This window comes from Nostoc sp. XA010, from assembly GCF_020829625.1.
GTDB lineage: Bacteria > Cyanobacteriota > Cyanobacteriia > Cyanobacteriales > Nostocaceae > Nostoc.
This window is the reverse complement of sequence record NZ_JAIVFX010000002.1, coordinates 467677-488289: the sequence shown is the minus strand read 5'-3', so window position 1 is coordinate 488289 and position 20613 is coordinate 467677. Positions and strand designations below refer to the sequence as shown.

16 protein-coding genes are annotated in these 20613 nt (G+C 42.1%); 9 read left to right on the top strand and 7 right to left on the bottom strand.

What is annotated here, in order from left to right; all coding sequences use genetic code 11:
- Nucleotides 1-46: 46 nt before the first annotated feature.
- The 4 genes from LC608_RS05100 (at nt 47) to LC608_RS05085 (ending at nt 5558) form a co-directional block, all read left to right on the top strand.
- Complete coding sequence (locus LC608_RS05100; RefSeq protein ID WP_229552487.1) at nt 47-238, top strand: hypothetical protein; 192 nt, start codon at nt 47-49, stop codon at nt 236-238.
- A gap of 291 nt (nt 239-529) precedes the next feature.
- Nucleotides 530-3823, top strand: coding sequence for an efflux RND transporter permease subunit (locus LC608_RS05095; RefSeq protein ID WP_229552486.1), 3294 nt, complete (start codon nt 530-532; stop codon nt 3821-3823).
- 191 nt (nt 3824-4014) lie between these two features.
- Nucleotides 4015-4452: a hypothetical protein gene (locus tag LC608_RS05090; protein WP_229552485.1), complete on the top strand. Its 438-nt coding sequence runs from the start codon at nt 4015-4017 to the stop codon at nt 4450-4452.
- Nucleotides 4453-4643: 191 nt separating this feature from the next.
- Nucleotides 4644-5558, top strand: a complete 915-nt coding sequence (locus LC608_RS05085; protein ID WP_229552484.1) for a M23 family metallopeptidase — start codon at nt 4644-4646, stop codon at nt 5556-5558.
- 377 nt (nt 5559-5935) lie between these two features.
- On the opposite strand, the gene LC608_RS05080 is transcribed toward LC608_RS05085, so the two are convergent.
- Both LC608_RS05080 and LC608_RS05075 read right to left on the bottom strand, forming a co-directional pair.
- Complete coding sequence (locus LC608_RS05080; protein ID WP_229552483.1) at nt 5936-6703, bottom strand: circadian clock KaiB family protein; 768 nt, start codon at nt 6701-6703, stop codon at nt 5936-5938.
- A 554-nt stretch (nt 6704-7257) separates the two neighbouring features.
- Complete coding sequence (locus LC608_RS05075; protein ID WP_229552482.1) at nt 7258-8532, bottom strand: type IV pilus twitching motility protein PilT; 1275 nt, start codon at nt 8530-8532, stop codon at nt 7258-7260.
- Between the two features lie 734 nt (nt 8533-9266).
- Here LC608_RS05075 and LC608_RS05070 point away from each other — a divergent pair.
- Together LC608_RS05070 and wecB are read left to right on the top strand one after the other, a co-directional pair.
- The gene (locus LC608_RS05070) at nt 9267-9641 is read left to right on the top strand and encodes a hypothetical protein (protein ID WP_229552481.1); all 375 of its coding nucleotides are present in this window, start codon (nt 9267-9269) and stop codon (nt 9639-9641) included.
- Between the two features lie 379 nt (nt 9642-10020).
- The gene (wecB, locus tag LC608_RS05065) at nt 10021-11151 is read left to right on the top strand and encodes a non-hydrolyzing UDP-N-acetylglucosamine 2-epimerase (protein WP_229552480.1); all 1131 of its coding nucleotides are present in this window, start codon (nt 10021-10023) and stop codon (nt 11149-11151) included.
- Between the two features lie 610 nt (nt 11152-11761).
- On the opposite strand, the gene LC608_RS05060 is transcribed toward wecB, so the two are convergent.
- The 5 genes from LC608_RS05060 to LC608_RS05040 form a co-directional block, all read right to left on the bottom strand.
- Nucleotides 11762-12430 (bottom strand): peptidoglycan-binding protein, encoded by a 669-nt coding sequence (locus LC608_RS05060; RefSeq protein WP_229552479.1) that lies wholly within the window; start codon nt 12428-12430, stop codon nt 11762-11764.
- Nucleotides 12431-12942: 512 nt separating this feature from the next.
- Nucleotides 12943-13353: a response regulator gene (locus LC608_RS05055; RefSeq protein WP_229552478.1), complete on the bottom strand. Its 411-nt coding sequence runs from the start codon at nt 13351-13353 to the stop codon at nt 12943-12945.
- 180 nt (nt 13354-13533) lie between these two features.
- Complete coding sequence (locus LC608_RS05050; protein ID WP_229552477.1) at nt 13534-14292, bottom strand: Crp/Fnr family transcriptional regulator; 759 nt, start codon at nt 14290-14292, stop codon at nt 13534-13536.
- 80 nt (nt 14293-14372) lie between these two features.
- Nucleotides 14373-15119 carry a Crp/Fnr family transcriptional regulator gene (locus LC608_RS05045; RefSeq protein ID WP_229552476.1) on the bottom strand — a complete coding sequence of 249 codons (747 nt, stop codon included), beginning with the start codon at nt 15117-15119 and terminating at the stop codon, nt 14373-14375.
- A gap of 188 nt (nt 15120-15307) precedes the next feature.
- A complete protein-coding gene (locus tag LC608_RS05040; RefSeq protein ID WP_229552475.1) occupies nt 15308-16045 on the bottom strand; it encodes a Crp/Fnr family transcriptional regulator in 738 nt (245 codons plus the stop codon).
- 1233 nt (nt 16046-17278) lie between these two features.
- Here LC608_RS05040 and LC608_RS05035 point away from each other — a divergent pair.
- The 3 genes from LC608_RS05035 (at nt 17279) to LC608_RS05025 (ending at nt 20455) form a co-directional block, all read left to right on the top strand.
- The gene (locus LC608_RS05035) at nt 17279-18316 is read left to right on the top strand and encodes an NADP(H)-dependent aldo-keto reductase (protein WP_229552474.1); all 1038 of its coding nucleotides are present in this window, start codon (nt 17279-17281) and stop codon (nt 18314-18316) included.
- 181 nt (nt 18317-18497) lie between these two features.
- Nucleotides 18498-19625, top strand: a complete 1128-nt coding sequence (locus LC608_RS05030) for an aryl-sulfate sulfotransferase (protein ID WP_229552473.1) — start codon at nt 18498-18500, stop codon at nt 19623-19625.
- Between the two features lie 158 nt (nt 19626-19783).
- Nucleotides 19784-20455, top strand: a complete 672-nt coding sequence (locus LC608_RS05025; RefSeq protein WP_229552472.1) for a glutathione S-transferase family protein — start codon at nt 19784-19786, stop codon at nt 20453-20455.
- Nucleotides 20456-20613: the final 158 nt, after the last annotated feature.

The following is a 20613-nucleotide window of genomic DNA, read 5'->3' as shown; positions in this document are numbered from 1 at the left end:
CCTGCGCGAAGCACACTCCCCCCTAACTAAAAAGGGGGGATCTTTTATGGGTAAGTTTTATAGAAATTTGGTCAAAACAATTGCATTGTCAGTCGATGCATTGGCATTGTCAGTCGAAACAATCGCATTGTCAGTCGATGCATTGGCATTGTTAGTCGAAACAATCGCATTGTCAGTCGATGCATTGGCATTGTTAATCGAAACAATCGCATTGTCAGTCGATGCATTGGCATTGTAGGTCAAAGTGCAATACAGTTCAGTTAAGCTTTTTTCTCTTCCCCTGCAACGCCAGCCTCCCCTGCCTCCCCTGCTCCCCCTGCTTGCCTTAACAGATAAATTTCCTTAACCCAAGCGTATTGGGTCAAAGTGTGGGGCAGCTTTAGAAAACTTGTGTGTATACCGTAGATGCAAAGCAGGGGGACAAGGGAATAACCCATGCCTCATGCTCAATATCTAACACTAAGCCTTAATAATCCTTATATTAATAAAAAGCTACTACCTCACTAACAAGTCTTGAATTCCCTAATTTATGTTTGTCAATACCTTCATCAGACGTCCAGTCCTGACGACGGTCTGCACGTTGATTATTTTGCTACTGGGAAGCATCTGTATTCCGATCCTTCCCATTTCTCAGCTACCAGACCTCGCCCCGGTGCAAATCACCGTTAACTCCAACAATATTGGTGCGGATGCTCAAACAACAGAAAATACTGTCACCAACATTATTGAGCGACAAATTAATGGTGTTAAAGATGTATCTTATATATCTTCTAATACGGGTAATGATGGTTCCAGCAATATAACTGTCTCCTTCCCAACTAATGTCAATAGCGATATTGCTCAAGTAAACGTTCAAAATAAACAAGCACTTGCTTCACCTCAATTGCCAGATACTGTTCAACGAACAGGTGTCACCGTTGAAACAGCATCTAGTAGTCTGCTGCTCGTCTATGGATTTTACTCAGAAAATAATGAGTATGACAACATTTTTATCAGTAACTATGTTGATCTGTATATTTTCGATCAGATTAAACGGCTTCCTGGTGTAGGAAGTGCCAGGGTTTTTGGAGAACGCAAATATGCCATGCGCCTCTGGCTTGATCCCAACAAGCTTGCCCAACATCAACTAACTCCCCAAGATGTGACAACTGCCCTGCAACAACAAAATATTCAGGTGGGTGCAGGGGCGATTGGTAAGGAACCAGCCCCAGATAATCAAAGCTTTGAATTTGCTTTACGGGCAACCAGTCGATTTAAAGATGCGGCTGAATTTGAGGATATGGTGCTGAAGGTTAGTCAAGGTGGCACTAATAGCACCCTAGTTAAGGTTAGAGATGTCGGTCGAGTTGAACTGGGAGCAGAGAACTATCTCGCTGATGCCAGATTCACCATCCCAGGAAATGATCCCAAGGCAGCCGTGGGTTTGGGGATATATCAACTTCCAGGTAGTAATGCCCTGGATGTTGCCCATGCCGTTGAAGAACAGATCAAGATTTTAGAAAAAAGTTTTCCACCTGGACTAAAAGCACAGTTGGCATTTGATACCACTCCGTTTGTAGAAATTTCTTTAGAAGAAGTTCTGCACACTCTGGTTGAGGCGATTATCCTAGTGGTCTTGGTAATTTTTGTCTTTTTGCAAGACTGGCGTACCACGATCATTCCCACTGTGGCGATTCCCGTTTCCCTGATTGGGACATGTGCGGCTCTGTTGGTTTTAGGATTTCAGATTAATACACTAACCTTATTTGGTTTTGTTCTAGCGATCGGTATCGTCGTGGATGATGCCATTATTGTGGTCGAGGCAGTTGCAGTCAAACTAGAGCAGGGCATGAGGCCCTTTGAGGCCGCTGTTGAAGCCATGAAAGAGTTAACCGGGGCAATCATTGCCACTTCACTTGTACTCATGGCGGTATTCATTCCCGTAGCATTCATTCCGGGCACTACAGGGATTGTCTACAAACAATTTGCCTTAACCGTAGCTTGCTCCATTGCCATTTCGACCTTCAACGCCTTAACCTTCTCTCCGAGTATGGCAGCCATCCTCATGCGCCCGGCTCAGACTCCACGGGGCCCTTTAGGTTGGTTCTTTACGCAATTTAATCGGGGATTTTCCTGGTTCACCCGCCGATATGTTGGGTTTGTTAGCTACCTTACCCATGTCAAGCCGATTGTAGTTGGGGTTTTTATTACTGGTTTAGTAGCAACGGTTTTGATGTACAGAGCAGTACCTACCGGATTTATCCCAGAGGAAGACCAGGGTTACTTCTTTGTAATTGTCCAGGGGCCTGACGGGGTTTCTTTGAAATACACCGAATCGGTGATGAACAAGGTTGCCAAAGAAGTAACATCGGCTCCCGAAGTTAGAGCTAGTTTTATGATCAGTGGCTTTGGTTTCGATGGCAATGCTTCTAATTTAGGGATTGCCTTTGCTAACCTGAAACCCTGGAAAGAGAGAACTGAAGAATCTCAATCTGTTTATGGCATACTTCAGAGGCTAAACAAAAAGCTCTCTACAATTACAGAAGCTAGAGCGATCGCTGTGAATGCTCCTCCAGTTAGAGGGTTAAGTTCTACGGGTGGTTTTGAGTTTATTATTCAAGACAAAACCGGAAGTGCCCCGATTGAAACCCTGGTTGATACTGCTAAAAAATTCATTGCAGCAGCAAATAAAAAGCCTGTTTTACAACGAGTCTTCACTCAGTTCACCGCAGACACTCCCCAATTTGACATTCAGGTAAACCGCAACCAAGCCAAGGCTCTCAACGTTGAGATTAACGACATCTTTGGGGCATTGCAAACTTACTTGGGGTCGCAATATGTGAATAACTTTGTTCAAGGACAGCGACAATATCGAGTATATGTCCAAGCAGATGGGGTTTTCCGCTCTAATCCAGATGATATTGGCAAGCTGTATGTTCGCTCTGCAAGTGGGGCGATGATTCCGTTGAGTAACTTGGTAAAAGTTACCCCCTTTGTGGGGCCAAAAACCGTTGCTCACTATAACTTGTACAGGTCAATCAAAGTACAGGGCGCTCCTGCTCCCGGTTCTAGTTCGGGAGAGGCAATTAAAGCAATGGAGGAAGTAGCAGCAGAGGTTTTACCTCAAGGATTTGGTTACGAGTGGACAGGGACTTATCTTCAGGAAAAGACATCTGGGGGATCTACGGGCTTGATTTTTGCCTTAGCGATCGTGATTGTCTTTCTGGTGCTATCGGCTCAATATGAAAGCTACATTGACCCAATCATTATTTTGCTGACAGTTCCCCTGGCAGTTTTGGGAGCAATGACGGCAATTTGGCTACGTTCCAACATTTTCATGGCAGGTAGCCTCTTCCCGAAAGTGGTGGATGATATCTATTGCCAGGTAGGTTTGGTAACTTTGATTGGTTTAGCTGCGAAAAACGCGATTTTAGTCGTGGAATTTGCCAATCAGCTGCATGAGCAAGGCATGAGCTATACGCGGGCGGCGGTGAAAGCGGGAGAAGAACGTCTGCGACCGATCTTAATGACTTCCTTTGCCGCGCTGTTAGGATTTTTGCCCTTGGTGATCTCTCAAGGGGCTGGAGCCAGTAGCCGTTGGTCTTTAGGAACAGCGCTCTTTGGGGGGCTGTTGCTTTCAACGTTCTTGAGTTTGTTCTTAGTGCCAATTTTGTACATCTTAGTCAAGACTCTCGCTCAGGCTGTATTTTCTCAGAAGCGATCGGGTGGTTCAAAGCCTCCAGATTCTCCAAATGGAAGTTCAGGATCTGAACATAGAGTTTTGCCTACTGCCTCAAGTCAGCCAGAGACACAGCTAAGGTCTCAGCAAGATGGGATAACCTAACTTTTGCCGTTTTTTCTCTCTACAAGAACGCGAACCCAAGAATGAGAAGCACCCGTTATCAGCAATAGACTTAAGGAGTGAAAATGTGATGTCTATAACATCCTCTAACTCTGATACGATTTTCTGTAATTTCCTGCTTGCTAAAAAAATTAGTCGAATAGAAATTAAGTACTTAGATAAGGAAAACTGAAATGGGACTGAGTGAGGGACTTTTGAACCCGACCAAAAAGGCTATGGTCATAGATGACTGTTGCAACATGATTGAAGGACAGCTTGCATCCAAGTCAGGCATGAGTGGCATCGCTTTAAAAACTGCCTTCGCCGCCCTGAAGGGGGTTAAGCCAGGGTATATCCCCTACGTGGTTGAGCAGATTTTACCGCAATGCTTCACAGCACTTGATCCCATCTGGAGTGAAGGCGTACAGAAAGGCGATCCAGTTGAATACCTGAATGCGAATCGCTCTCAGACGGCAGACGCGCTACTCGGTGTCACCGATGCTAGAGTCAAGAACGCCAAGCGTCAAATCGTGCGAGGAACCTATGAAAAACTTCGCGGTTCAGCCAAAAAGCACGTAGAAGAAGCAGTGCCAGACTTCGCCAAAGTAATCGAGAATTACACTAAGTCCTGAGCCAGAAGGGAAGAATCACTATAACGTATGCCACCGTTCGATGCGTCGGTGGCTGGCATACGGGGCACATATTAGACTCGTAGCGCCAAGGTGTAATGTTATATCTGCTAAATTTCCTGATATTTACCGAGTAAGCTTGAAACAGCAAATAATCAGAAACTATCTGAATTATTTAAATAAACTTTCAACTTATGAAAAAAGTCACCCTTTGTCGATACCGCACTTATGGACTAATTGGGTTAATATCCTTAACCGCCGTATTAAGTACAACTACATCTGCCCTAACACAGTTGGCGGACGATTCCCCAATTGGGCAAACTCCCATCCCTGCTTCTAACTTAATCTGGCCGACTCAAGGATTTATTTCTCAAGGCTTCCGCAAATATCAACATGAAGGAATTGATATTGCAGGGGCATCTGGAACTCCTATTATTGCTGCTGCATCTGGTACAGTCATTAAAGCAGGTTGGGATAATTGGGGATTAGGCAATGCTATAACTATTAAACATTCTGACGGCAGTATCACTGTTTATGGGCACAATCGCCGTTTGTTGGTGAGCAAGGATCAACAGGTCATTCAAGGTCAAATTATTGCTGAAATGGGATCTACAGGCAATAGTACAGCGCCTCATCTGCACTTTGAAGTTCATCCAAATGGTCGAATAGCACTTGACCCCCTTCGTGTGTTAACATCCTTAACTGCAAGTGTTGCTTCTGCTTCTAAAGTTCAGCAACTGGATAATCAAAACCACCCAGTCTCAACACCCCCACTAGCAAAACAAGTTTCACGTTCACAGCCAATTTCAATAGGTTTTGCACCTGTTAGCACTGATACTAAATGCAATGGAGTTACCATTATTGAGGGTGAGACTGTAAGTATTCGTGTAAAAGTCTGTGAAGAAAATGGTCAGTTATTTTATATTGGGCAGTTGAAACAAGACCCAAGCAAGCCTATAAAAATCGCAGCTTTAAATATTGGCGAAGGCAGATATCGAGCAGATAATGGTAGTTTTTATTATTTAGTCAGCCCTGAAAAAGTGGAAATTTGGCGAAATGGAACTCAGATGCGTTCTGACAGGTTTTATAATTTAACAAAATCGCCATAAAGTTCTCATCCAATATCTGAATGTACTGCAAGCGATCGCTTGAGTTGATCAATTTGCTAAGTGAGTCCATAATTATCTGTATATTGCTGTAGCCATGAGCAATTGTGATGCGATCGCAGAAGTTCAGTTTTTGCCTCTAGCTCTCCAAATAACTCGCTGTGGGTAATTTTAGCTACCTCTGATAAAAATTTTGGTTAATTGCAATTCACAAGTGCAAGTAAAGCAGCTACATCCCAAACACGTTTCAATCCCTAGTAGGGACTTGTATATAAAGCAATACACTTCAACGTTTGTCAATAATTGTACAGGCTTGTCTATAATATTGGCGACTTAGGAAAGCTCTGCGTTTCACTTTTAACCTCAATTCGTGATAAAAATTAAAATTTTTCCTTAGCAGCTAACATCTGTAAAATCTTTTCTACATGATCCAACTCCCCAACGATTCGCCGAATTGGGTGCGGCCAAACTTTGACAAGGGTAGGGGTTGCAGAAACTTGATTGAGTTCTGCTTGTTCTGGATGAGTTAAAACATCAATCACTTTCAAAGTATAAGGATGTCCCAGCGATCGCTCCAACAATTCGTGTAAATTTTGCAGAATGCGTTCGGTGGTACTGCTATGTCCGGCAACAAACAATCGCAGAACATAGCCTTGTGTGATAGCTTCCTTTTTTTGTACTATTACTGGTTGGTGGTATTTTGGCACAGGTTCAGAAAGGTCTAGACGGACAACTAAATCGTGATCCTCCCAAAGCTGCGGGAATGAGGAACGATAACTTGTTAATACCATGCGATCGCACAACCCCTCTTGCCAAGGAGCTGCTTGCCATACTAACTCCCCTGTGGCAAAAATCGCATTAAGCAAAGCTTGATGTCTAATTACAGCTGGATAAGCTTCAGCAAAAGTACGCACTTGTTGAGTGCGTGGATCTAACCAGTGGTCAATAGTTGCAGTATAACAAGGTACTAAAAAGTGCGGTGGCTGTGGTAAATCTAAGATTTCTTGCAAAGCCGAACACAGATGCAAATGCCATCTACCTTGCTTGCTAGGGTCGATGCAGTAAATTAAATCTCCTCCAGGTGTAAATAGGGCAATGCCTTTAAACAACTGGGGTGTAGATAGTTTATTTGTCGTTAAATTATTCACAGAGGTTAGGAAGCTAAAAGTAAAAAATTCTCTCTTTACCTTTTACCTTAGCTTTGACACTCCTCAGCCTGAAAGCATGAGGATTCTTGATTCAACGAGTCCACTTCAATTAGATTCCTTGCGTTATCTAATTCAGAGGTGGTTCTCTCTTCAAGCGTTAACTTTGGGTATGCCCTACCCTAGTTGCATTACTGCAAAATTTGTTTGATTTTAAAGCCGAGCGACCTCGTAAGCTTTAATGCCAGTTGTCTAGTACCTGTAAATCTTTTACCTACTTCCAGGTGATACTAAAACTACGAAGTAGAACCCCCTAGATTCAATTGTCAAGGTACAGCGTCTGCGTATTAGGCAGCAATCGGGTTTTTTAAGTGGTTGATTACCCTTCCACAACCATTATTTTACCAAAAGCCGTCGTAGAACGACAGGGTTTTCGACCCAAATTTTTGATAACCGCAACCAGGATGACAAAGATATTTGGGAGTGGGGAGTGGGAGAGGCAGGGGAGAATAACCAACGCCCAATGCCCCATGCCCCATGCCCCATGCCCAATAATATTAAACTCGACCTCTGAGAAACTGTGCCATTTCGTTAGGAGTTGGTGACATTTCCAAAGCAGTCTCTTCTGTGATGCGACCGTCTTGATAGAGATTGAGCAATGACTGATTCATCGTAATCATGCCGTCAAAGCCAGCTTGTTTCATCAACTCGCCAATTTCATCATACTTACCATCTTTGATCCATTCTTTAATAGCCTCAGTATTGATCAGCACATCATGGAAAGCAGCCCGCTTCCCGTCAGTTGTACGGCACAAACCTTGGGCAATTACTGCCACCAAAGACTCAGATATTGCCACCCGCATTGCATCCTGTTCATCACCAGAGTAGAGATTGAGAATCCGCTCAATGGTTTTGACAGCGCTATTGGTGTGTAGGGTTCCCATAACTAAGTGACCAGTCTGAGCGGCTTTTAAGGCGGTGTTGACTGTTTCCTTATCCCGCATTTCCCCGACCAGAATCAAATCTGGATCTTCCCGTAAAGCTGCTTTCAAAGCGTTATCAAATTTCCGGGTATGCATTCCCACTTCCCGTTGTTTGACTAAAGACTTGCGGCTTTGATGGATAAATTCTATCGGGTCTTCAATGGTGATGATATGCTTGGCCATCTCCTTATTGATGTAGTCAACCATCGCTGCCATTGTGGTGGACTTACCAGAACCAGTGGGCCCAGTCACTAAAATTAAACCTTTGTGATGATGGCAAATATCCCGAAGAACTGGGGGTAATCTTAACTGTTCCATAGTTAAGATTTTTAGCGGAATCAACCGCAATACCATCGCAGGCCCTCTAAGGGTCCCAAAAACATTAATCCGCACGCGAGCAAAGTCATATTGAGTTGCTCCGTCAAATTCTAAGTGTTCTTCAAAACGCTGAATTTCCCCTTCACTCATCACCTCCCGCAACCAATTCATAAAAGTTTCTTTATCTGTTTCTGGATAATCCATTGATTGAATTTCTCCTCGGGTGCGGAAGCGGGGTACTTCACCTACACCTAAGTGCAAGTCAGAATATCCCTGATCGTAAGCTTCCCTAATTAACTTCTCTAAAGTGGGCCCCGCACTGCTGTTTTTAGGAAGAACTGAAGTAGGTATTGATGGTGGACTAACCGGACGATGACCTGCAACAGGCGCGTTGCTACTCCTATCTGACATATCCAACGTTTGTGTCATCTGCCTCTGGGTAGCAGAGGTTGGCGGTGGTGGCGGCGGCATTGGTGGCAGGTTACGTCCGGCAGCAGAGTTAGAATTTGATGGAGACTGTGATTGTGTCATATATCTTCACATTTGGCAGTTAAAAAGTTGAATTAACGAGAAGTCAAGTCACTTACTTCGATGACTTTTGGAGAGTGCTTGCACCCGAGCTTTAGTGGTGATGAAATGGATTGAAACTCTAGAACTATGTCAATCCATTTCATCCATCTCAATTTGTATCTTTTTTCTCCTGGAATTCCACTAGTCAGATTACTTAGATAAATTATTTAACCTATTTAACCTGGTTTAACACAGGTCGGGACTAAAACTCCTTCAGGAAAAATGCATAGATTAGTTAGTATTAAATAATACTTATAACAAAGCATAAATATTCTGAGCTTTTTAGATGAGAAATTTATCCTACGCATGGACACGAATTGCCAGCAATTAACAGCACAAACACTAGCAGATCATTTATTCAGCCCATCTATGAATTATGAGAACCAACACTAATTTTTATAAGAAATGTTAAGTTCAATAGGAGTAATATCGTGGGGATCAAGGTTAAAAGCTCATACCTTTTAGCTTATATATCTGAAGGCAGATGCATAAAACAAGTTGTTTGACATAGATATAAACGTTGACTTTTAATTCATAATTACAAAAAATTAACTGTAAAGTTTAGTAAATAAATGCTCATTTTTCCAATTAGTTTTTATATACTGAATTTCACTGAGAGACAAATCAGTTTACTCGCCAAAAGCGAGATATGACTGAAAATTAAAATTCGTTGTGTATTTTTGGGAGGAAAAGTCATGGTTTCTGCTCAAAGCTCTAATCTAGGAAAGACCTACTCCTTGTTAATGATTAAAAGCTTTTTAATATGGACTTTTACATTAGCAGTATGTTTGTTGGTTGTCGGTTTTCCACTAGTTGTCTTGATGGCTACGGTCGGATGTCTGTTGTCGATCATCTTACAATCGGTGATGCCTGTTAGTGCTGTTTTGCTTGTTGCAGGCGCTTTAATAATGTTTAATGTCATGGCAGTTGTATTGGCTGCGGGTGTACTAACTGTTAAAGGAGTTCATCCTAGTCAAATTAAATGGTTAAGCTGGTTGCATGGAGAGGCAGACCAAATGCAGGCTACTGTTTACGCTGCTTGCCCTTTAACTTGTGAGATTAAAATTTAGTCATTACAGGTGAATACGACAAACAGTGCGTCTGCCCGGTTAAGCCGGGTTTTTTCATGCTGTTTGTGATTTTACTTGTGAGATCAAGGTCTCGTCATTATAAATAAATTCGATAAACAGTGCATCTACCCGATTAAGCCGGGTTTTTTCATGCTTATTGTGTGAATCCTTTTAAGGAAGTCGGCACAATAAAAACAAACTGTGTTAAGAAAAGTAAATAAGGCTTAAACCCTTTTTCGTGCTGCTTTATCCCAACGATAATTATTTACGTTGACTTACTTATATTTATAGTTTGTGTGATGATTGATCGCTAAGTATTGACTATTGACCATAGACCATTGACTATAACCATTGGCAAATGACAGATGACTAATGACTAATGACTAATCAAAAACGCGTTTGCATTATTTTGGGTACTCGTCCAGAAGCAATTAAACTAGCTCCTGTGATTCAGGTTTTCCAAAAGTCTTCAAGTTTTGAGTCCCAAGTAATTTTAACTGGACAGCATCGAGAGATGGTTGAGCAAGTTATGCAACTGTTCAACATCAAGGCAGATTATGACTTGGAAATTATGCAGGTACAGCAATCTCTAAATGATATTACCTGCCGTAGTTTACAAGGGTTAGAAGCATTATTTAAGGATAAAAAACCAGATTTAGTGGTGGTGCAGGGAGACACTACCACGGCTTTTGCCGCAGCTTTGGCAGCTTTTTATCAAAAAATCCCTATCGGTCATGTAGAAGCAGGTTTAAGAACTGATGATATCTTCAATCCTTACCCAGAAGAAGCTAATCGACGGTTGATTTCTCAAATAACTCAGTTGCACTTTGCGCCGACTCCTTGGGCTGTGGAAAATTTGCACCGTTCTGGTGTTTTGGGTGAAATTCACATGACGGGTAATACGGTAATTGATGCGCTGTTGAATGTAGCTGGAACCCAAGCAGTTTGTAATGTACCAGGCTTAGACTGGAATTCATACCGCGTTCTGTTAGCAACAGTTCATCGTCGAGAAAATTGGGGAGAACCTCTGTTAGCGATCGCTCAGGGCTTTTTACAAATCTTAGACAAGTTTCCTGATACAGCTTTGCTGCTACCATTACACCGCAATCCGACAGTGCGAGTTCCGTTACAAGAACTTTTAGGGAATCATCCGCGAATTTTCTTGACAGATCCTCTAGATTATGGAGAATTGGTCGGTGCAATTGGGCGATCGCATCTTTTGCTCACTGACTCTGGTGGCTTGCAAGAAGAAGCCCCCAGCTTGGGAAAACCAGTATTAGTTTTAAGAGATACCACCGAAAGACCAGAGGCTGTTGCAGCCGGTACAGCCAAACTTGTAGGCACTACAAGTGAGAACATTTTAGCAAATGCTGCTGAGTTACTTAGCGATCCAGATGCTTATGCAGCAATGGCAAATGCAATTAATCCCTTTGGAGATGGTCATGCAGCAGAGCGCATTTTGCAGATTGTACAAAATTACCTGGGTCTTTCATCAGAAACATCAACTTAGGAATTTAGATTAAACAAAATGCAAAGTTTCTGTTTTTCAGGGTGCATAAAATCGGCAGAAAAGCCGATTTTTTTAGCTCAAAAAGCTCCACGTCTCATATCATGTCCGCATAAATAGTTATGCTAACCACAGCCATTACACCGCACCTCCAGCCCCTCCCCGCTTGCCTACGGTGTATACACAAGTCAAATTACCCCCTTTAATCCCCCCTTATAAAGGGGGGAGACCGGAAATTTAGTTCCCTCCCCTTATAAAGGGGAGGGTTAGGGTGGGGTAAAACTAACGCGAAAAACCAGGTGATTAAACTATTTCAAACTTGTGTATACACCGTAGCCGCGCTTGCGGGGAGACAAAGCGTAGCTTTGGCGGGGTGGGGTTATTCGGGTTTAATAAGCAATCAAGCGGACATGATATCAGACGATAGCCGAGCGTGGGATGAATGATTTATCTCCATCCCACAAAAAAATAGTAGAATCAACAGATTTTTAACGAAGAGGCAGTTCTCAAAGGGGACTAAAAGCTTAGGGAAATGACCTCATCAAGAACTGTTCTATCCCCCTTGCTTCCTACTCCCTGCTCCCCTGCCTCTTTGTCAAAGGGCGGCTTTTGCCTAAATACCCAAAGCTGCTCGTGTTTCGGGCCCCACTGTACCATCTACAAGTAGACCTTTACTTGCCTGAAAGTTTCGGACTCGGTTAACAGTATCTCGACCGTAAATCCCATCAACTCTGAGACTACCTAAAGCTGTTTGAACGTCTCTTACAAGCTGACCTCTAGAACCAGGGGTAAGAATCACCGAACCGCCAACACCACCAGGTCTAGTCACAGGAGCATAGTAAGGCCTACCACCAACCCATCGAGCAAAAACGTATCTACCCGTAGAAAGCCTAGCAAAACCGTTTTCATACCTTTCAATGGCTGGAAGTGTTGCGCCATTTGGTACACAATCTATATATGAGTAGTTAGTGCTTGGGCCTGTACGGATACGCAAACAACTGCCGTTAGTCCTGACAAATGCAGCCGAACTTATTTGAATTTGGGCAGCAGCAAGAAGTAATACACCAACACCAGCTAAAGCTAGCCAAGCTGAAGATTTAAGAAGTTTTTTCCAATTGAATTTAGCTTTAGTGATTCCAAATGTCTCTTCTTTAGTAATAACTATGTCAGAAGATGTAAGAGGTTTTTTGCTATCTAATTGAGATTTAGACGGATTATATTTGGTGTTTCGAGATGCCTCTTCTTGAGCAATAAACATCTGAGAATAAGCAAGATATTCCATAATGCACCCCTTTATATGAAAAAATGAGTAAATACGAAAAACTATTTCAGTTTTCTCTGTATTTACTCTTAGTATATTTTATATCTCTGTGTTGTCAAAAGGTTTTTGCTGGTAGCGTAATTAAGAAAAAATAAAATCAACGTGAGTTCAAGAAACCTCTCACTGCTTTCAAACTAAACTTTAAAGCTATCCCTCTCCGACTCGGAGAGGGACGATTTTGCGTAGAAAAATCAGGGAGAGGTCTTTTTGATTGAGCTAATTAAGCGGATACTATATTAGGACTAATGTTGGATTTCTGAAAAAGCTCGGTACAAATCGAAAAGCCTAATTCCTTATTCCCTACTCCCTACTCCCCTCTCCCCGCCCACGTAGATAATTTCAAAAATCAAATACGATCCCTATATAATCCGTCAAATTCACGTTGAAATCAGTTAAAAGATTCTTACAAAAATAAATAAAATTTAGTAAAAGCTTTCTTGCTTACTAGCTCCTCCCTTATGCGTCCAAATATGTCAAGCGTATTGTTTGAGGCTAGTTAAACTAGCAACCATAGAAGCTAATTCGTCTAAGTCTATCGGCTTGCAACGGTATATATCATAACCTGCTAATAATGCACGATTACGGTCTTCGTCGAAAGCAGATGCTGTCAGAGCAATAGCTGGAATGTTTCTCCCTCGCTGTGCTTCCAATTTTCTGATCTTCGTGAGCAGTGAGCAGCCGTTCTCATCAGGTAAATAAATGTCACTAATCAGGATGTCTGGTTTAAAAAATGACATAATTTCTAGAGCATCACCTGCCGAAGCAGCTGTAATAATCTCTGCTCCGTCTATTTCAAATAGAAAGGTAAGTAAGGTTCTCGTATCAGCGTCGTCATCCACAACGAGCAATCGCAGACCTTTAAAAGACATTGACTGATTAGACATTATTTTCACCGCCGTGTAGCTGAAACACGTTGAGTAGCAAATGCAATGCATCAAATCGCATGTATTTGTAAATGCCATTTGATGCCTACTTTACTAAATATTAATGGAGCTAACTGGCAAGCGTCTGTCCGGTGTCGGACATAGTAGGTTAAAATTATTCGCTAGCGATGTCTACGATGGTCACTGAGCTTTGTCGAAGTGCGGGCTACGCCTATGCGCTTTGGCTGATTCCCCAGCAAGCAACCGAGCATATTCTTTTTGGATGACTCGATAACACTCGCAGGAAGTTGCTTCTAAATCTTCCCGATTCAGGATGTTAATTTGACCACGTTGGTAGCAAATCATTCCAGCTCGGCTGAGGGTGCTAGCCGCTACTGTCACACCGGAGCGCCGTACACCCAGCATCTGAGCAATAAATTCTTGTGTCAACGGAAATTCTTCTGATTCCAAACGGTCAGATACTGTCAGAAGCCAACGAGCCAGCCGTTCTTCTAGTGTATGAAGACGGTTGCAGGCACATGATTGTGTAAGTTCGGTATATATAGCTCGTAGATAGCGCAGCAGCAGGTTTTGAATAGCTCCGCCCCGATTGAACTCGCTTCTCAGAACATCTGCATCTATCTGCATTCCAGCGCCCGCAACTTGGACAAACGCTTTTGTGGTTGTTGTGTTGCCTCCTAAAATTACTGGGATACCCACCATGCCTTCATTACTCACTATCCCAACTTCCACTGTCGATCCATCTTTCATACTAGTGACTATAGAAATCACTGCGTGTTGAGGAAAATAGACGTGTGTGATGGGTTCTCCTGGCTCGTAAAGGACTTGCCGAGTGGGAAGCGGAACTAACTTCAGGTGCGGAATAAGGCGTTCGTAATCACTGGCTGGCAAAGCCGCGAGTAACTTATTTACTTGCGGCTTAAGAGTCTTTTCGCTCACTGAACATTAAATCAGAAATTTGCTCATAATATTCTAATTTAAGTTACTTTTGCGAGTCTGTTCGGTTTCGTACACCTAACTCAAAAAAATTTTCTGGCTCGGTTACTGGGCTTTTTGCCCAGTAACCGAGCAAATTCCTTTTGTATAACTTGATAACACTCACAGGAAGTTGCTTCCAAATCCTCTCGGTTCAGAATGCTAATGTGACCACGTTGGTAGCTGATCATTCCGGCTCGGCTGAGGGTACTAGCCGCTACTGTCACGCCAGAACGACGTACACCTAACATCTGGGAGATAAATTCGTGCGTAAGTGGAAAATCTTCTGATTCCAGACGGTCAGAAACTGTGAGTAGCCAACGAGCTAGCCGTTCTTCGAGTATATGGAGACGGTTGCAGGCAACTCCTTGGGCCAGTTCAGAGTATACAGCTTGTACATAGCGCAGCAGCAGGGTTTGAATAGCTCCGCCCCGATTGAACTCGGCTTTAAGTATATCTGCATCCATCTGCATAGCAGCACCCGAAACCTGCACAAACGCTGTTGTGGTTGTGGTGTTGTCTCCTAAAATTACCGGGATACCCACCATGCCTTCATTGCTCACTATCCCAACTTCCGCCGTTGAGCCATCTTGCATAGTGGTGACTATAGAAACCACTGCTTTATCAGGAAAATAGACCTGTGGGATCGGTTGGGCTGCTTCGTAAAGGACTTTCCGTAATGGGAGCGCAACCAGCTTCAAATGGGGAACAAGACGTTCATAATCGCTGACTGACAAACCTGCCAGCAGCTTATTTGGTGGTTGCTGAAAGAGGTTTTTATCTGATGGCATTAAAAGTCACTCTCCTTAAAGGTAGGTGACTTTAGAAAAGACAGATTAGGGCACAAGGAAAGAATTTCAGAATTTGATCCTAATGTCAAAAGGTGTATTCGCTAAAGAAACACGGGGACAATATCAAAAATAAAAAAAACACACTTGCTAGAGTCTGTACGGTTTCGTACATAGCAGCTTCAAAAAAATTATTTTGTCCGTTTATTGGGCTTATTGCCCAATAAACGGACATATTCATCTTCTATAATCTGATAACATTCGCAGGAAGTTTTTTCTAAAGCCTCCCGATTCAGGATGTTAATCTGACCACGGTGGTAAGTGATGATTCCGGCTTCGCTCAGGATTTTAGCTGCTTCGGTGACACCAGCACGACGTACACCCAGCATCTGTGAGATAAATTCTTGCGTAAGTGGAAATTCTTCTGATTCCAAACGGTCAGAAACTGTTAGCAACCACCGAGCCAGCCGCCTTTCTAGTTTATGAAGACGGTTGCAGGCAGATCCTTGTGCAATTTGAGTGTACATACCTTGCACGTAGCGCAGCAAGACGCTCTGAAGGGCTGTACCCCGATTAAACTCGCTTCTGAGTATATCCGCATCCATTTGCATAGCACTGTCTGGAACCTGCACTAATGCCGTTGTGGTTGTGATGTTGTCTCCTAAAATTACTGGGATACCGACCATGCCTTCATTGCTCACTAAACCAGCTTCTACAGTCAAGCCATCTTCCATAGTGGTAATTATAGAAACCACTGCTTTATTAGGAAAATAGACCTGTGCGATCGCTTCGCCTGCTTCGTGAAGTATTTGCCGAGTTGAGAGCGTAACTAGCTTTAAATGGGGAACAAGACGCTCATAATCACTGGATGGCAAAGCTGCCAGCAGATTATTTGCTGGTTGCTCAAGGGTATTTTTGTTTAATGACATTGGGATTCTCCTAAGTATACCCGTTGCTAGAAAAGGCAACTTGCAGCATAAGGAGAAAATCAAGAATTTGCTCTTATATGTCAAAAGGTGTATTTCCTAAAAAAGTTTTAATAAAATATTAAAATATTAACTTTTTATATCTTTAGTATAACATAATTAAATTAGAGATTTACTATAGCAAAGAAATCTTGATATAAAAACCTGGCTTTAGCAAAGTTAATAGTAAGTAGAAAAAATCAGTAGTGTTGGCTCAAGGGTAAGCAGACCCAATAATTTTAATTGCTTTAGATTACTGGAATTAGATTTGCGATCGCATAATTAAATAAAATGATATTTACTTATTTGCTTACTCTTCAGTATTTATTAACTTTTGGTTCATTAGTAAAAAATATACTAATAGCAATAGCTTACTTAATGCCATCATAATCATCTCAGCAAACTTTTTAAATATTTCTATTTGATTGTGGCTAAATTATATTGCTATAGACATGAGCATCGTGGGAAGCGATCGCAGCAAAAAATTCCTGGTTATATAAATCATTAAAACCCTAAATCTATATCATTGCTACCAGGTGTTGTGAACTTTTCCAAGTAAATTTGGTATATTTTAACTTACGTGATCCAAGCTACTTAGAACGTAAGTATATTAGTATAGCAATCCGATAGCGAAGCGGTAGCGAGTCAGACGCTCCTGCGTCGCTAACGCTGCGCTATCGAGCGTCTTTGATTTCTGAATCACTCGTAGGGGACTGGGGACTGGGGACTAGGAAGAAGGAATAAAGGTGTACTGAGTTTTGTTCAAAAATCAAATATGAGTCCTATATAAACATTTATTAAGACTTAATTCTAGAAGAATCTTAAGATTTTTTGACATACTACGGTAAATCCACTAAGTTATTGTAGTATTAACTCAAGCTAAAACAGTCCATTTCACAAATACTCAATAAAAGTTAGTATTTTATACTACTACTTTAGAAGTTTTATTACTTAAAAATTGCTTACTTATCTGGTTAATCTATGCAATAATAAACAACTGTACCCATTAAATACGTTTTACCTATCAATTTTTAGTAGTATCAGCAAATATCAATTTGCTGATAAATTTATATTGGTTTATTGCCAAATTCAGCGTTGTTTGAAGCTATTTAATTAAAAATAATAGCGTTCTTGACAAAATGCAAAATCTCCAACAAAAATGTCACTGTTAAATCGATTTAAAAGCAACGCGGAAACATGAAGTACAACCAACTTGGCAAGAGTGATTTAAAAGTTTCTGAAATTTGTCTGGGCACTATGACTTATGGACAGCAAAATACTATTGAAGAAGCCCACGAGCAGCTAGATTATTCTATTGCCCAAGGAGTCAACTTTATTGATGCGGCAGAGATGTACCCAGTTCCAACAAGTAAGGAAACCTATGGATTAACTGAAACTTACATTGGAGAATGGTTAAAGCGTCAACAAAGAGATAAACTTATTATAGCTACTAAAATTGCTGGGCCTGGCCGAGGCTTTAAATGGGTACGTGGTGGAGCTAAAGCAATCGACCGTGATAATATCAAACAAGCTGTAGATGATAGTCTAAAGAGATTACAAACAGACTATATTGATCTGTACCAAATTCACTGGCCCGATCGCTACGTGCCAAGGTTTGGGCAAACGGTATTCGATCCGACTCAGGTGGGAGAAACGATTCCTATAGCTGAACAGCTAGCAGTTTTTGACGACGTAATTAAGGCTGGAAAAATTCGCTATATCGGTTTGAGTAATGAAACACCTTGGGGAGTCGCCCAGTTTAGTAACGCTGCTAAACAATTAGGATTGCCCAAAGTTGTTTCGATTCAAAATGCTTACAACTTGCTGAATCGAGTATTTGACGGAGCCTTAGCAGAAGCTGTTTATCATGAAGAAATTGGATTACTAGCTTATAGTCCTTTGGCGTTTGGCTTCTTGACTGGCAAATATTTAAATGGCAAACCAGAGAAAGCAAGAGTTACTTTATTTGAAAATTTTGGTCAGCGCTACTTAAAACCAAAAGTAAGTCAAGCAGTAGCAGCTTATGTGGAAATTGCCAAGCGCCATCAACTCACTCCAGCACATCTAGCTTTGGCATTTGTGCGGAGTCGTTGGTTTGTGCCTAGCACAATTATTGGTGCAACGACACTCGAACAACTCAAAGAGAATTTAGAAAGTGTGAATGTAGTTCTTAACAAAGACATTTTGGAAGAGTTGGATATAGTTCATGCTCAATCTCCAAATCCAGCACCATAAGAGTGCTGAGTCACCGAGCTTCTAAACGGCGCAAGCTTGAGCTTTTGACAGTTGTCTCGTTACCAGGCTCCAGCCTGGTAACACCTTCGGAGAACCTCTGGCTCTCATTATCAGAGTAGAGGTGCGCGATGAAGTCTATCCCAGTTATTAGATTGAAAACTAGATATTTAGTAGGTAAAATATGACTTTTACAGCAACATTAGTTGACCAAAATACTATTCGTCGTCGGGGTACTGGTTTAAGAGCTTACAATCCCGAAAAAGTATTCAAAGGATATACACTTTTCACACCCCTGACAGGTCAAGGTGAAGTCTACCTGCTGAACTTGGAAGGAGAGATAGTACACCATTGGAATCTGCCTTATCCACCAGGGTTATACGGTTATCTTTTGCCCAATGGTAATCTTTTTTATAACGGTAAGACTCCACCAGAAGAACCACTACGTTTTGCTTTGTGGGCTGCATTCAAAAGTGGCGTTGTTTTAGAAGCAGATCCCAAAGGAAATATTATTTGGGAATACAAGCATCCAGACCACCATCATGATGGACGCAGACTAGCCAATGGCAACACAATTTTACTAGCAATTGAAAAGATACCTCAGTCTTTGATTCCTCGCATCAAAGGCGGCGTACCAGGTACAGAAGCGGATGGTGATATCTATGCTGATGTGCTTTATGAAGTGACTCCAGCAGGTGAAATTGTTTGGACTTGGCACGCCCACGAACACCTCAATCCAGATATATTTACGATTACTCCTCAAGATCATCGGCACGAATGGACTCATGGGAATACCGTCGGAGAACTCGCCGATGGCAGCATTATAGTGAGCTTTCGCAATATCTCCACAGTTGTCATTATCGATCGCAAAACCGGAGAAATCATCTGGACGCTGGGTGATGACGTGCTAGCACAGCAGCACTTCCCAAACGAACTAGCTAACGGTAATATCCTGATTTTCGACAATGGCGCACATCGCCGTAACATTGCTCTCAATTTTTCCCGTGTGATTGAGGTAAACCGTCAAACGAAAGAGATAGTTTGGGAGTACACCGACAACCCGCCCCAAAATTTCTTTAGTGCATACATATCAGGAGCGCAACGTCTGGCCAATGGCAATACCTTGATTACAGAAGGTGCTTATGGGCGGATATTCGAGGTGACGGTTGCAGGAGAGATTGTTTGGGAATATATCAACCCCCACTTTGCATCTCGGAATATTCCAGGTGAAAAATCGCCCGTAACTCGTGGGGAGCAAAATACAGTCTTCCGCGCCTTTCGTTATGCACCTGAAGAAGTGCCCTGGCTTTAGTTAGAGCAGGGGAGGCAGGGGAGGCAGGGGGGGCAGCGAAAGAATAATAAATAATACCCCACTCCCAATGCCCAATGCCCATTTAAGATTTGGGATTTTGGATGAAAATTCAATTCCCAATACCGATTAACAAGTCCTATTTACCAAGGAACTTAAACATGGCTGAAATCAAAGTATACAGTGCAGTTGTTTGTCCTTATGCTCACCGTACTCGTTTGGTACTCCAAGAGAAGGGCATCGACTTCGATTTGATTGAAATTGATTTGCAGAATAAGCCTGAAGGGTTTACCAAAGTTTCTCCCTATGGGAAAGTGCCTGCACTAACTCATGGTGATAACCGAGTTTGGGAATCAGCAGTAATTAATGAGTATCTTGATGAGGTATTTCCCAATCCACCACTGTTACCCAGCAATCCTGCTGCTAGGGCGCAGGCTCGTATCTGGATCGATTTTGCTAATACTAGATTTGTTTCCGCTTTTTCTACCCTTCTGCGGAGTTCAGATCCTCAAAAACAAGAAGAAGCTAAACAGGAACTATCCAAACACCTGGAATTCATTGAAAACGAAGGTTTGGCAAAGCTATCTGGGGAAGGCCCTTACTGGTTTGGCGAATCTATTAGTTTGGTGGATTTCACCTATTTCCCTTGGTTTGAGCGTTGGGCTGCATTGAAGCAATATCGTGGTTTTGGGATACCAGAAGAATTTACCCGTGTACGTCAGTGGAAACATGCTTTGAAAGAGCGTGAATCTGTGAAAGCGATCGCTCACTCTAAGGAATTTTACATTGAGCGGTATGCTAAATTCGCTGCGCCTACTCTCGCTGCTGTTTAAACGTAATTCATAATACCAATTCAATTAATGATTGCAACACATCCTTGGGTAAAGACGCGATTCATCGCGTCTCTACAAATGGTCTATTTGTCGCATTCTTGTTTCCAATTGGTATAACTATGTTTCAAGTGGGAATTTAAACTCCACTTGAAACATAA